This is a genomic window from Paenibacillus sp. EKM212P (genome assembly GCF_011066115.1).
In the GTDB taxonomy this organism is placed as follows: domain Bacteria; phylum Bacillota; class Bacilli; order Paenibacillales; family Paenibacillaceae; genus Paenibacillus; species Paenibacillus polymyxa_B.
The window spans coordinates 182,811-197,651 of the sequence record NZ_JAAMNR010000009.1 but is presented as its reverse complement, the minus strand read 5'-3'; the positions used below and the strand labels follow the sequence as shown (position 1 = coordinate 197,651).

The following is a 14,841-nucleotide window of genomic DNA, read 5'->3' as shown; positions in this document are numbered from 1 at the left end:
TAAAAATATAAAAAACATATAGTAATATATCCCACCAATATGGTAAGATATGCCTCAAAACTGGCAAGTTAGTCACCAGTGGTCAATTTTATTATTTTAGATATTAAGGGAGGCGTGAGAACAACGGCAGTGGCTTCAAATCCTAGTATGTAGACATATCATATTTTGATTGAAAAGAGGGAAATCTTTGAAAAAGCCGATCATTTTGAAAAAAATACCTGTCGTATCACTCGCTCTTGCCTTGACGGTAAGCTTGTCTCTGCCGTCTGTCAGTTCTGCTGCTACCGCAGATCTGCAACTCAACTCATTTTTGGAAGCTCAGCAAGCATTGACTATTGAGGCGGCTCCGGCCTTCATTTCGCCAGAGCTAAGCACAGACTCTTCCCGCCAGGTCAGAGTTATCGTACAGCTTGATGGTGAGCCCTTAGCCGTGGACAAATATGCGGCACGTACAGGCATCCAAGCTTTCACAGCTCAATCTGAGCAAAAAGCGGAATCCGCGATTGCCACCGAGCAAACTACGTTCGTGGACCAAGCCGCTGAGCATGGTATTTCTCTCCAAGTGAATTACCAGTACAACACGGTGCTTAACGGCTTGGAGGTCACACTGCCAGCCAATAAGATTCCAGAACTGGCTAAACTGCCAGGCGTAAAATCCATTCATGAAAACAAAACGTATTATTCCATCCCCGTACAGGATCCGCCAACACTTACAGCCAGTGAAGCCACTTATGATAACGCACCGCTGGACCAGATTGGTGTTCCTGAAGCCTGGGCCAAAGGATTGAATGGCGAGGGAATCAAGGTCGGGGTTATTGATACCGGTATCGATTATGAGCATCCGGATTTGAAAGAAGCCTATAAAGGCGGATATGACTCTTTTGAACAGGACAACGACCCTTACGAGGAACCGTTCCTTGAAAAAGAAAATGACCCATACGGCACAGGTTTTAGCGGAACGACACATGGTACTCACGTCTCCGGCACGATTGCCGGTAAAGCCGCAAATAAATCCTCGGATATTGTGCAAAAGGGTATTGCCTATAAATCGGACTTATACGTGTATAAAGTGCTTGGACGCAATACCAAGACGGGACGCTCCTCCGGTTCCTCCGCACAGGTCATTGATGGCATTGAACGCGCTGTCAAAGATGGTATGAACGTCATTAACCTGTCGCTGGGCTCGGATTCCGAAAAGGACCCGAATTCCCCGGATTCCATTGCTATTAATAATGCTGTACTTTCCGGCGTAGTCGCGGTCATAGCGAATGGTAATGCGGCACAGGAAGGCCCCTATTTTTATTCCATGGGTTCTCCCGCAACATCACAGCTGGCGATTTCCGTCGGTGCAGCTACTTCGCCGAGCAAAAGCTTCTCGGGTACAGCTTCGGTCACCCGTGACACCTATTGGGAGGCTAACGGTGAATTGAAAAAGACCGTAACTAATGATGCTTATGCACATTATGATTTTAATTTGATGGGCTGGGAAACAGGCAGAGAAGACTTTGCCTCCATTTTGGGAACTGCCCCTTATGATCTCGTATATGCGAATCTGGGACAACCTGATGATTTTGAAGGGAAAGACGTAGCAGGAAAAATCGTCCTCGTTTCACGCGGCAACTTGGCATTCGTGGATAAAATCGCAAATGCGAAAAAAAACGGTGCGAGGGCTGTTATCGTATTTAATGGGAATACGAAAGCGGGCGACATCACCAAAGCTGATTTAGGGGAAAGTATTTCAGGTCGCGATGACTACGTTAATTCCAATTTGGGTGACAGCTTTGACTTTATTCCAACCTTTGACATGAAAGGTAAGGAAGGCCGTGCACTGGCTAAACAAATCGTAGACAACGCTGGAGAAAAGTTCTCAGTTTCCTTTGGAGCAGACTATATTCGCACAGATAATGCAGGTAATACCATGGCCGATTTCAGCTCCCGCGGACCGAACGGAGATGAACTGCTCAGTATCAAACCGGACGTGAGCGCACCAGGTGTTGGCATTTTATCAACCTACCCTGCTTTCGCCAAGTTCTATCCAGATGCATCGTATGAGCAGGCTTACAAACGTAGCAACGGTACAAGTATGGCGTCTCCACATGTGGCTGGACTTGCTGTGCTGCTGAAGCAACAGCATCCAAACTGGACACCGTTTGATATCCGCGCTGCTCTGGCAAACACTTCGGTTACACTCTTTGATGAGGATAAAATCCAATATGATGTGTATTCCCAAGGTGCAGGCCTTGTAAACATCGCTAATGCGATTCAGACGCCAGCCCTGCTGGAAACCGTCGAAAAGATTACGATTCTCGACAAAAACTTTAATCGGCAGGAGGTTGTGAATTACAATCCTTCCGCCAGCTTCGGGGTGTTACGACCTGGTAGTGATGCGAAGCAGATTCAGCTTCAACTCAAAAATTTGTCGGCTAACACTGTGCAATATGAGGCCAGCACCGTTTTACATGATAATGTAACCTCTGATCCAACTAAGCCGATTGCTACACCTGACGTGAGCAACATTGCCGTTCAGTTGCAAGGTGTTGGCGCGAATGGAGCAATTTCGGCAGAACCGGGTAAATCTCAACCGTTCTTCCTGTCTGTACAACCAAATTCGGGTGCAGCCACAGGTGTATATGAAGGGGAAGTTATTCTGAAAAGCGCCGGACTACCAACCCTTCATCTGCCGTTCGTCGTTCATGTGGGCAAAGAAAATCCTACAACTGGCTTCGGCTTGCAGGACCTGAGTGTGACCAATCCGATTATTTACCCAAGTCGGACAGGTGCTCAGCGCTCAACAGATTTGGCTTTTCGCCTGACCACAGATAAAACCAACCAGATCGCGCTTTATGTATACGGCGTAGATGATAAATTGATCGGTCTGATTGATGGAATAACGACTTCCAAAGAACAAGGACCTAACGCTCGCCTCAAACAAGGCGCATATTCCTTTAAGGGTATTGACGGAAGTTACGTCGAATTAGATGACAATGGCAAGCCTGTGCTGGATGCTAACGGTCAGCCCGTTATTCAACACTTGAAAGATGGCGTGTACAAGCTGGAAGTCAGTTCTCCGGAACTGAATGAAAAGGGTGAAGTCGAACGCAATACCGATGGTCCTAAACTGTTCACCGCCACTAAAGCTATTCGTGTGGATAATAGCGCCGCATCCAGCGGTAGTGGTGGAGGCGGAGGTGGTGGAGGTGGCGGCAGAAGCAATACTACACCTTCTGCTACAACGAACACATCCACTCCCGTCCCTACATCTGCACCTTCACTTCAAAGCGTTGTGAAACAAGGACAGGCTGTTAAAACTATCACTACAGCCATTGCATTGAACAATAATATACAGTCGCTGACAATAACCGATGCAGATTTGCAGGCTGCCGTGACAGCAGCAGGTTCCAGCCCGACAGCTATTGTACTGTCGGCCACTAGCCAAGCAGGCCAAACGACGAAGGCATCGCTCACTTCCACACAACTGGTAACGTTGGGCAAGGCTTCAGCAGGAAGCAGCTTGATTGTAAGCAATACAGGCTCTTCTATGGCTTTGCCAGTATCCGCTCTGAAAAATGTTCCTGCTGGTGCAGGCATTGAAGTGGTAATCAGCAGCCAGACAGAGGCGAGCAGCACTTTTACAAGTAAGCTGAAAGGCTCCAATGTGATCGGCACCCCGGTAGGGTTTGAAGCTAATGTTGTCACTGGTGGCAAGAGTCAATCGCTCAAAGTTGCTCCAGGACAGTTTATTAGCAGATCCTTTACCGTACCTGGTCAAGTTGATTCCAATACAGCCGGTGTACTCTATACGGCAAATGAAAATGTCTATCCCGTTCCATCCGTCTTCACTAAGCAGGCTGATGGATCTACCGTCGTCAAGGTAAGCCGTCCGGGCTTCTCGACGTATGCAGCGGCGACACGTCCCGTTAGCTTTGAAGATATTTCATCGTCGTATGCCCAATCGGAAATTCAATCACTGGCGAACAAGTTGCTGATTAACGGCACGACTGACACGACTTTCTCACCGAAGAAGAACGTGACGCGTGCAGAATTTGCAGCCCTGGTAACCCGAGCACTCGGCCTGACACCAGGTACCGCTGCACCATTCAGTGATATCCCGGCAGGTAGCTGGTACTCCGGCGATGTAGCAGCCGCTTATGAAGCTGGTTTGATTACGGGTCGCAGCAGCGACAAGTTTGATCCGAACGCTAATATCAGTCGTCAAGAAATTGCTGTCGTGCTGGGTAAAGCTGTAGACCTGCTTCAAATCAAAGCTACAGCCGATGGCCCTGCACGCACACCGTACCATGATGCTTCATCCTTTGCAGGCTATGCCAAGGACAGTATTGAAAAAGTAAGTGCAGCAGGTATTATCAACGGAGAAGCGATTAAAGGCTCCTCCTACTTCCAGCCGAATGCACCTACAACCCGTGAGGCATCCGCCAAGGTTCTTCACGTGCTTTTACAAAAAGCTTCGCTGATTAACTAACAATAGAAAAGCCTCCCGAGCCGTGTTATAACCAAAGCTGCGGTTCGGGGGGCTATTTTTATGTTACGCCATAATCTTAAAAACTATACTGTTCCCGCTAAAGGTAGCGTTACTTTGAATACACTTCCCGTTCCCGGTGTGCTTTCGGCCGTAATGTTCCCACCGTGTGCTTCCACGATAGACTGTGTAATGGCCAGACCAAGGCCCGCCCCGCCTGAGCTACGTGTACGCGATTCATCTCCACGATAAAAACGTTCAAATATCCGCTCCAGCTGTTCTTTACTCATGCCTGGTCCGTTATCACGAATTTGGATATCCACCAACTTCTTACCTGCAGACAGGTTTACCTGGATCACACCTCTTTCCATATCAGTATGCTGAACAGCATTGTGAAACAGGTTGAGCACTACCTGCTTGATTTTATCCCCCTCTGCCAACACCCGTATACCTGCCGTCATATCAAAAACTACCTTACGTGTACCTGCCAGCATAAGGAGCTGCGGTTTCATTTCCAACAGCAACGCATCTAGTGGTATGTCCTCCAGTTTCAACTCCGGTGTTCGGTCCAGCTTAGCCAACAATAGTAAATCAGAGACCAGTTTATTCATCCGCTTGGATTCACCGTACATACTTTCTAGTGCCGATTGAAGCTGCTTCGGATTAGATGCTGCTCCACGAAGCAGCACTTCCAAGAAACCGTGAATAGATGTGAGCGGGGTGCGCAGTTCGTGGGAAGCATCCGCAATAAATCGTCTCATTTGCATCTGCAATTCCCGTTCGGCAGCAAACGAATGCTCCAACCGTTCCAGCATCCCGTTAAATGAAACTGCCAAACGATCCACCTCATACTGCCCCTGCTCTGCGTCAAAGCGCTCGGCCAGATTGCCCGCATCAATACGTTTGACTGCCTCGACCATCCTGGAGAGGGGGACCAACGTGCGGCGCAGCACAGGAAGCATAAGCGCCAACCCAATCGCAAGCGCAATCAGTGACAATAAAATAAAGGTGCGGAGTTGGTTAATCAACTGCTCTTGCATAGAATTGGTGGATACGCCCATTTGAAGTAAACCGGACGAACGGTCAGGTGGACCGAGCGGACGGAATACAACCAGTTGCTCTTTCCCCTGAGCATCCGTGATTAATTGATAGCCGTGACGTATACGTTTGCTCTGCTGCATCGCATGATATTGCTCAGTGGTGAGACGTGGCGGCTTAAGCCCGTTTTCGTTGGACAAGCTCTGGAAGGTGCCATCTATATCTATAGAAGCGAGCGACATATCTGGCCAGAACAAAAACGGCCCCGGTCGATTATTCCTCCGATTGGTTTGTTCTCGGGGAGCGGTTACCTCACTCTGCTCCTGTGAATCCTTAATCAATAAATCGGCAGGAATTGAATTCAGCTGCGTATCCATAGCTTCTGCCCGACTGCGATACAGAAAATCTTTCATCAGAAAATATTGTAGAAAACCAATCAATACGAGCAGCAAAGCCAAAATGAGTAACGTTCTGGCTAAAAGCTGGGACCGGAGAGAACGGAGCGCATATGTTCTCCGACTTTTCCCTCCCGCCTTCATAGCAGATCCACCCGGTATCCCACACCGCGCAGCGTACGAATGACCCGGTGCTCCTTGTCTTTGAGTTTTTCCCGTAAGGAGCGGATGTACACTTCAACAATATTATCCTCGCCCCCAAAATCGTACCCCCATACCCGGTCCAGTATACGACTTTTACTCAGCACAATCCCGTGGTTTAGCACCAGAAACTTCAATAGTTCATATTCGGTAGGCGACAGCTCCAGCACCTGACTCTGATAACGAATTTCCTTCCGTCGATCATCCACTTGAAAGGGTCCGTGAACCACTTCGCCCAGCAGATCGGGGAACTGATTGCGCAAGCGCGCTTCAATACGAGCCAGCAACTCATTAAAACTGAAGGGCTTCACAACATAATCATCCGCGCCGATTTTCAAACCCTTTACCCGATCGTCTACATCATCCTTGGCGGTCAGCATAATGACAGCGATGTTATCCTCCGTCTCCTTGAGACTTTGGCACACCTCAAAACCGTTCATTTCCGGCATCATCACATCCAGCACCGCTACATGCGGACGAAACTCTCTTGCCAAATCGAGCGCTTCACTCCCGTTCTCGGCGGTTCTAACTTCATATCCTTCATTAATCAGTCCAAGCTCTAAAAATTGCAAAATATGAGGCTCATCATCTGCCAGCATAATTTTAACTCCGTGTATTGGATTCATTATTTAATCTTCCCTTTCATGTTGCCGCATTTTTCTCATAAAAAAGTCGGTTCATTTTCTACCTGTATCTAATATACCTGAATCCTGTCGCAAAAAAAGCACCTCTGCTCAGCTTTCAGCTAACGTTCAGGGAGCGCTCAGAACCCATTAAGGTACGTATGGCATGATAATAGCAAGCCGGTAGTTCACCGGGCCAAGATCAGAAGCGACTGGTCATTCCGCAGTCCTGAAGATAGCGGCTAGAACAACGGAATAAATACAAAGAATTTTCACAGGGAGTGGAATAAACATGATTAAGAAATGGTTTAAGACCAGGGCGGACATCCCCCTGATCATCATTATGCTGATATCCGCATTTTTGAATGGATACAACATCTGGCAAGACAAATATGTAAACACCTACTACACGACGGCCGTAGCAAGCATGCTACAAAGCTCTCACAACTTCTTTTTCGCCTCACTTGATTCTGCCGGATCGGTAACGGTAGACAAACCACCTGTGGTGTTCTGGATTCAGACGCTGAGCGCCTATATATTCGGTCTTCACGGTTGGAGCGTTATCCTGCCGCAAGCGCTGGCTCAGGTCGGATCGGTATTGCTCGTTTACTTACTCGTCAAACCGAGCTTCGGTACGATGGCCGCACGATTGGCCGCCTTCGCCATGGCAACGACACCGATAGCCGTAGCGGTCAGCCGCACGAATAACATCGACGCTATGTTGGTTTTTACACTATTGCTCGCAACATGGCTGTTGTTCAGAGGCATTAGAAATAGCAAAACCGGGCTGATCCTTGCAGCTTTTGCAGTCGTAGGCATCGCCTTTAACGAAAAAATGTTGCAAGCCTATATGATCGTTCCCGCACTGGGTTTGTTCTATCTGCTGGCTTCCAAGTTTAACTGGAAGCGAAAAGCAGTAACACTGGTAGGATCAGCAGGTGTCCTCCTGATCGTATCGCTCTCCTGGGCAGTCGTAGTGGACTCCACTCCGGCAGATGAACGCCCTTATATGGGAAGTAGCGGTACCAATTCTGTACTGAATTTGGCCTTTGGTTATAACGGCCTGTCCCGTCTGACAGGAGATCAGGGTACAGGTGGCAATCGTGGCGGAGAACGCATGGATCGGAACAATAACATTACAACGAATAGCGGCAATACGAGCACGGATCAGGCTCAGACGACTACATCATCGGACAGTACTGCCACTACGGGTGACTCTGGTGCCAACAACATGGCAGCAGGCGGATTCGGTGCAGGTGGTCAAATACCACCGGGTGGATTTGGCGGCAACGGACAAAGTGGTCCTGGAGATGGGCAAGGTGGCCAGGGTGGACCAGGCGGTGGACCGGGAGGAAATTCCGGTGGTGGCATGTTCGGCACTGGCGAAAAAGGACCTTTGCGGTTGTTCCAATCTTCCTTGTCAGGTCAAGCCAGCTGGCTGCTTCCATTCGCATTGATTGCTTCCATCGGTCTGCTTGCAAGCATTCGACGTCGTAATATCACACAAAAGCACAAAGAGGTCATCTTCTGGCTGGCCTGGTTGATTCCCGTAGCTGCATTTTTCAGCGTAGCAGGATTCTTTCATCATTATTACCTGATTATGCTCGCGCCACCAATTGCAGCGCTCTTTGGAGCAGGATTCGTAGAATTGTGGAAGCAGTACTGTGAGCGTTCCAACTGGCTCTCGTGGCTGTTACCCGCAGCAGTATTGGCAACCTCGGTATTTAGCTGGTTTGTTTTGCAAAATTACAACGATACCATTGGTAGCGGCTGGTCCATCGCGGTATTGATCCTAGGGATCATCGGCACGGCGCTACTGGTAGTAGCACGAATGAAATCTGAGAAGTTCACAAGATTCGCCATTATTGCAAGTGTACTCGCTATGTTTATCGGCCCTGTGTACTGGGCATTGACACCGATCGTCTACGGGGGGAACAGCATGATTCCACAAGCCGGACCGACTCAATTTGGCGGCGGTGGTGGCGGAATGCCGGGTGGCAATGATCGCACTAGAGGCCAGAGCGCTAATGGACAACAAGCCGAAGGAACTCAAACGAATAACCAGACCAATAATGTAGAGAATTCCAGTCCTGATGGAAATACTTCAAGCACACAAACAAGTACAGACACGGAACAAAAATCTTCTACCCGTTCCAGAGGAATGGGGGGACCCAACGGTAGCCAAAGTTTAGATCAAAAAACGTTGAGCTATTTGCAAAAAAATAACACAGGTGAAACCTACCTTTTCGCAGCAAGTAATTATTCAACGGCTGCTCCTTACCTGGTCGAGGCCGGACAAAAAGTAATTATTATGAATGGTTTTGTATCTTCCGATCCAGTCTATACCGTCGATAAAATTAAGGCACTGGTCGAAAGCGGCCAAGTGAAGTACTTCATGATTTCTGGTGGAGGCGGCGGACCGGACGGCGGTAACTCTGAAGTCACTGCATGGATCAAAGAACACGGCAAAGTGATCCCTACAGATGAATGGAAAACAACAACAGGCGAAACAAGTACAGACGTTAAAGCAACCGAAAGCGGAAGCGACACCACAAACAGCAATGCAAACGCCCAGGATGGTCAAGGTGGCCCTGGCGGAGACGAACGTGGCGGAAGCGGTACTTTATACGAAATCACATTATAAATGAGGAGGAACTACGAATGAGTGAACCCATCCGTTATTCCATAGTTATTCCGATGTACAACGAGGAAGCCGTTATTACGGAAACCTACCGGAGGCTGAAACAAGTCATGGGCTCAATGGGTGAGCCCTACGAGTTGATCTTCGTAAATGATGGAAGTTCGGACCGCAGCGTACAATTGATCAAGGAATTCAGTCTTAGAGATGACACCATTGTTTTGATTGATTTCTCTCGCAATTTTGGTCATCAGCTAGCGATTACCGCCGGGATGGATTATGCGGTGGGAGAGGCGGTCGTCGTCATTGACGCCGACCTCCAGGACCCGCCGGAACTGATTGTTGAGATGGCTAACAAGTGGAAGGAAGGCTATGAAGTGGTCTACGCCAAACGGCTCAAACGCAATGGCGAAACTCGCTTCAAGAAATGGTCTGCCAGCCTCTTCTATCGTGTACTCAAAGCATCAACGGATATTAATATCCCAGTCGACACCGGGGACTTCCGCCTAATGGATCGCAAGGTCATAGAAGAATTGAAACGGCTGCCGGAAAATAACCGATTCGTTCGTGGACTGGTCAGCTGGATCGGGTTCAAACAAACTGCCGTAGAATATGAGCGTGACGAGCGACTCGCAGGCGAAACCAAGTATCCGTTGAAACGAATGATCAAGCTCAGTCTGGACGGGATCACATCCTTCTCGATTAAACCCCTTAAACTGGCAGGGTATATCGGTGCACTTCTATCCATGTCCGGCTTCCTGTATCTGATGTACGTACTGTTTCTCAACTTTTTCACCGACTCCTATGTAATGAAGGGCTGGTCGTCTATGATTAGCATCAGCCTGATCTTCGACGGGGTGATCCTGATCATTCTCGGTATTATGGGTGAATATGTTGGACGGATTTATGACGAAACCAAAGCACGTCCGCTTTACATTGTCCGTGAGCATCTGGGTGGCCAATACGAAAACGGTCCGACACATGCTATGAAAGTCCCTGAACCCCGTGAATCCCTGTACATGCAAGGAGCACGTGATAGCCTGATTTCGGCAGGACGCACAGTGCGCGGCAACAGTGCGGTATATACCGGACCTAAATCCGGTCATGGAGCCTAACCCATGAAAAGTCGCATGGCCCAGCTGCTTCCTATGATCCGATTTGGCATCGTAGGTCTGGTAAATACAGGTGTAGATTATATCATTTTTATGCTGCTGGCTTGGGTCGGAGTGCCGGTCATTGTAGCGCAGATCATTTCGTACAGCTGCGGCACAGCCAACAGTTATATTTTGAACAGCAAATGGACATTCAACAAACAACTATCAAACAACACTAATAAGCGTCAATTACCTAAATTTATCGTTATCAACCTCATCGTTTTGGGGATAACCTCCTTATTACTGCAAGTGCTTCACACTGGAACCGAGTTGCCACTTGCTTTAGGCAAGCTGATCGCGACCGCAGCCGGAATGATCATCAATTATATCGGGAGCCGATACTGGGTATTCGGTTCCCCATCCCGAAAGGAAAGTGAGTTTCTATGAGAAAAATTACAAAAGCTGTTATTCCAGCCGCCGGATTAGGAACCCGTTTTCTACCAGCTACGAAAGCTTTACCGAAAGAGATGCTTCCCATCGTTGACAAGCCGGCTATTCAATATATCGTAGAAGAAGCCATCAAGTCCGGAATTGAGAGCATCATTATCGTAACGGGGCGTAATAAAAAAGCCATCGAGGATCATTTTGACAAGTCTGTGGAGTTGGAGCAGGTACTGGAGAGCAAAGGTAAATATGATCTCCTACGTGAAGTTCAAAGCATCGGGGGCAAAGCAGTCATTCACTATATCCGTCAAAAAGAACCCCTCGGCCTGGGACATGCGGTCAGCTGCGCTCGTCAGTTCATTGGCGATGAGCCCTTCGCCGTGTTGCTGGGCGATGATATTATGAATTCCTCCACCCCGGCGATTCGTCAAATGATGGATGTTTACGAAGCGACTGGAAAGCAAGTGGTCGGCGTGCGCACAGTGGAAGAACAGGATGTAAGTAAATACGGCATTATTGACTCCACTCACCAGAACGGTCTCATTCACGAAGTCGGTGGGCTTGTTGAAAAACCTTCTCCGTCAGAGGCCCCCTCGCGGCAGGCAGTCATTGGTCGGTATGTGTTGGAGCCTTCCATTTTCTCTATATTGGAAAACCTGTCCACTGGAGCGGGCGGTGAATACCAATTGACAGATGCCCTTCATCAAGTAGCATTGCAGAACCAACTGCTCGCATTAGAGCTGGAAGGCACACGTTATGATATTGGAGATAAAGCTGGATATCTGGAAGCCGTGCTCCACATGGGTATGCAACGCGAAGATTTGCGTCCGATGCTTGACTCCATGATGCGCGAGTGGGCACTTGCTTCAATGATAAAATAGGGGAATTTCCTCCCTCCGAAATCCGACGGGTGCTGTGAAATCACGAGAGTAGATGGATGAACATGTAAACTTGTACAATATAGGAGTACAGCAGCATTTGAATCTACACGGCCGCTCAGTCGAAACTTAGGAGGAAAAGGACCTATGATCCCTGAGGGAAATCTGCAAAGTAATGTGGATCGTTTCAACGGTTTTGCCGACAACTACGATCAGCACCGCCCGGAAGCACCGTCACTCGTCGTGGAAATCATCAGCCGCTATCTGGAGCGAAACGTAGAGCTAGTTGCCGATATTGGCTGCGGTACAGGACTTTCAACTTTCATATGGGAAAACGCCGCTCAGCAAATCGTCGGTATCGAGCCTAACCCGGACATGAGAGGAAAAGCCCTGCACAAGCTGGAGACAGCAGGAACGACAAGGGCAGGAACCATTTCCTTCAAAAGCGGGTTCTCCAACAACCTGCCCTTTGAGGACGGAACTGTAGACGTCATCACCTGCTCTCAATCCTTTCACTGGATGGACCCCGAGAGCACACTTCAGGAAGCGGGCAGGGTCTTGGCTCAGGGCGGCGTGTTCGCGGCCTTTGACTGTGACTGGCCTCCGGTACTGCAATGGCAGATAGAGCAAGCTTATACAGAGCTTATCACCAAGGCAGATACCCTTTTGGAACAGGAAGCCCCAGTAGAGCAACAAGCTCATAAATGGAGCAAGGATCAGCATTTAGCTAATCTGCACCGCAGCGGACAATTCCGATATACCCGGGAGATTGTCTTCCATAACCGTGAGCAGTGTGACGCAGCTCGTTATACAGGGCTCGCTCTAAGCCAAGGGGGTATTCAAAGTCTCTTCAAACTTGGCAATCGAGCGCTTGACGTCGATATAGCCCGCTTCGTGAAGCTGGTAGAGAATCATTTTCAGGGCAGAACACTAGACATCCTGTTCAGCTATCGTATGCGGCTCGGCATCAAGTAGAAAGGAATCAAGGCCATCGTGGATGATACGCTCTTCGGCTTAAGGCAAAAAAGACTCTCCCTCGCCTCGCAAAAACGAGTGCGTACAGGAGAGTCTTTTTTGCTTCATTAAATAGCTACAGTCATATCCTTGCAAACCTTAGTCACAGTTCCGATGTGTCTTCGACTTAGGAAGAGCGAACAGCCAATAAGTGCGCCAACCGATCAGGATAGTCCGTGATGATGCCGTTCACCCCGGCCTCCAGCAGACGCTTCATTTCTTCTGGCTCATTCACCGTCCATGGGTGGTAGACGACGCCTAATGCCAAAGCCTCTGATACAGCCTCTGGTGTAACAACTTGTTTGTAGGCATGAAGTGCTGTAACCCCGAATTGGGTGGCATACTCCGATGGACGAACCATAATTTCGATATACAGCGCCCCCGTCTTGATTTCAGGAGCAAGCTGCGCACAGAGCGCCAGCGATTCGTGATTGAAGCTGGATATGATTACCCGCTGTTCCAACCCAAAACGCTTCACGGCAGCAATGACCTCTTCCTCCATTCCCGGATAGAGATAAATGCTATTTTTCAACTCTAAATTAATAATTGTATTCGAGGACTGGGCTAGTTCCAGTAGCTCATCCAGCATCGGGACCCGCTCACCTCGGAATTTCTCATCAAACCAGCTGCCCGCATCCAGTTTATTTAATTCTTCTAGCGTAATATCCTTTACATCCAGTGAGCAACCTGTCGTACGCTTCAGCGACTCATCGTGAATCAGCACCAGATGCCCATCTTGGGTACGCTGCACATCCGTCTCTATACCTGTTGCTCCCAGTTCCAAGGCGTGGCGGAATGCCGCCATCGTATTCTCGGGACATACACCTGAAGCTCCGCGATGTGCGAAATTAATCACCTTTTCGGTTACAGTCACAACATAACCCCTCCTGTCATTTCACAGGAACATTATACCTGCTCATTGTTTGGGCTGTATAAAGTATTCGTCACAGCTACCACTTCTTCTATGCCGTTTGAACAATTTTCCCGATCCAATCGGAATAAAACGTATTCCCGTTCCGTCGATCAAAATCAACCGCCGCTGACTCTGCCAGTGGCCTAAAGTACGCAATGATTTCTGTCAAAGTGCGATCCTCTTTACCCCATTCCAAGGAAGCCGGCAACCGGATCAACCGTTTTTCTCCCGAAGTATCCAACTTTTGCAGTAGACTCACCATCGTCGCGTAAAAATACATCTGCTCCAGCCCGCTCTCATAGTCCAGTGCCATATGTAGATGACGCTCTACCACTTCGATTCCTTGAATTGGATCGGCAATCGCCAAATATTCGATATGCTCCGCTATCGTTTTCAGGAAGTCGCGATCATCCCGAATTAGGCGGTAGCCTTTGCGATGATTGTCCTTTGCCTGATCAACCTCGCCTTGACGATAAAGCGGCAACAGCACCTGCGAGAGCGTCACATGCGGTACTTCTGCACATTTCATGCGACCCGACAAAATCGGTTTTGCCACGGCAAGCGCCTGCTCGTCTTCTCCGGTCAAATAATAGAACCGCACCATCTGGCTCTGCTCGCAGGCCTCACAATCACTCATACTGTCCCGCTCGACCAAGCGGAAGGTATCCAGATATCGCCGTGCTTCATCCAGTTCACCCATGTCCATCGCGATGCGGAACTTATAATAGTAATATGGACGCTCATTATACCCATATTCGGCATAACGTCTGCGCATATCCTCCGCCAGATCTTCTATTTGAGTCTTTGATATATTGGAAAAGCTGCACACCTTCCCGAGTATCCATTTATAATTCCACAACAGCTCATCTGCGTCGTATTCCTCTGGATTTTGATCAAATTGGCCCAACTGCCACGAAAAAGCAATCAGCGACTTCAATGGATATCCGTTAAAAATAGCGCAGTCCACAATCTCTCCCCGGATTTCATAAGCAAGTTCCTTCAACCCGGATGTGTCTGCCAAGCGGACAGCTTCTTCCAGAAGCGCCAGCTTTGCCGCCCCTCCTGGCAGATCCTGCGCCTGCTCCATCAAATCATATATCGTATCTTCCATTTGGCTCCCCCTATA

General features: G+C 48.7%; 10 protein-coding genes. 6 read left to right on the top strand and 4 right to left on the bottom strand.

What is annotated here, in order from left to right; genetic code table 11:
• Positions 1-187: 187 nt before the first annotated feature.
• On the top strand, positions 188-4,480 hold the full coding sequence (locus tag G9G54_RS22155; protein WP_165179632.1) for a S8 family serine peptidase: 4,293 nt from the start codon (positions 188-190) through the stop codon (positions 4,478-4,480).
• A gap of 83 nt (positions 4,481-4,563) precedes the next feature.
• Here the strand turns inward: G9G54_RS22155 and G9G54_RS22150 are convergent, their stop codons facing one another.
• Together G9G54_RS22150 and G9G54_RS22145 are read right to left on the bottom strand one after the other, a co-directional pair.
• Positions 4,564-6,054 carry a sensor histidine kinase gene (locus G9G54_RS22150; RefSeq protein ID WP_165179631.1) on the bottom strand — a complete coding sequence of 497 codons (1,491 nt, stop codon included), beginning with the start codon at positions 6,052-6,054 and terminating at the stop codon, positions 4,564-4,566.
• Positions 6,051-6,737, bottom strand: a complete 687-nt coding sequence (locus tag G9G54_RS22145) for a response regulator transcription factor (RefSeq protein WP_061830691.1) — start codon at positions 6,735-6,737, stop codon at positions 6,051-6,053. Before G9G54_RS22145 ends, G9G54_RS22150 begins: the two co-directional genes overlap by 4 nt.
• Positions 6,738-7,026: 289 nt before the next feature.
• Here G9G54_RS22145 and G9G54_RS22140 point away from each other — a divergent pair, with 289 nt between their 5' ends.
• From G9G54_RS22140 to G9G54_RS22120, 5 genes are all read left to right on the top strand, one after another.
• Complete coding sequence (locus G9G54_RS22140; protein WP_165179630.1) at positions 7,027-9,378, top strand: glycosyltransferase family 39 protein; 2,352 nt, start codon at positions 7,027-7,029, stop codon at positions 9,376-9,378.
• 17 nt (positions 9,379-9,395) lie between these two features.
• On the top strand, positions 9,396-10,487 hold the full coding sequence (locus G9G54_RS22135; protein ID WP_165179629.1) for a glycosyltransferase family 2 protein: 1,092 nt from the start codon (positions 9,396-9,398) through the stop codon (positions 10,485-10,487).
• A gap of 3 nt (positions 10,488-10,490) precedes the next feature.
• Positions 10,491-10,913: a GtrA family protein gene (locus G9G54_RS22130; protein ID WP_069290882.1), complete on the top strand. Its 423-nt coding sequence runs from the start codon at positions 10,491-10,493 to the stop codon at positions 10,911-10,913.
• Positions 10,910-11,791 carry a UTP--glucose-1-phosphate uridylyltransferase GalU gene (gene galU / locus G9G54_RS22125; RefSeq protein ID WP_165179628.1) on the top strand — a complete coding sequence of 294 codons (882 nt, stop codon included), beginning with the start codon at positions 10,910-10,912 and terminating at the stop codon, positions 11,789-11,791. Before G9G54_RS22130 ends, galU begins: the two co-directional genes overlap by 4 nt.
• Positions 11,792-11,935: 144 nt before the next feature.
• Positions 11,936-12,763: a class I SAM-dependent methyltransferase gene (locus G9G54_RS22120; protein WP_165179627.1), complete on the top strand. Its 828-nt coding sequence runs from the start codon at positions 11,936-11,938 to the stop codon at positions 12,761-12,763.
• A gap of 166 nt (positions 12,764-12,929) precedes the next feature.
• Here G9G54_RS22120 and G9G54_RS22115 read toward each other — a convergent pair whose 3' ends face one another.
• Together G9G54_RS22115 and G9G54_RS22110 are read right to left on the bottom strand one after the other, a co-directional pair.
• The gene (locus G9G54_RS22115) at positions 12,930-13,676 is read right to left on the bottom strand and encodes a glycerophosphodiester phosphodiesterase (protein WP_165179626.1); all 747 of its coding nucleotides are present in this window, start codon (positions 13,674-13,676) and stop codon (positions 12,930-12,932) included.
• Positions 13,677-13,764: 88 nt separating this feature from the next.
• Positions 13,765-14,826, bottom strand: a complete 1,062-nt coding sequence (locus G9G54_RS22110; protein ID WP_165179625.1) for a hypothetical protein — start codon at positions 14,824-14,826, stop codon at positions 13,765-13,767.
• Positions 14,827-14,841 lie beyond the last annotated feature (15 nt).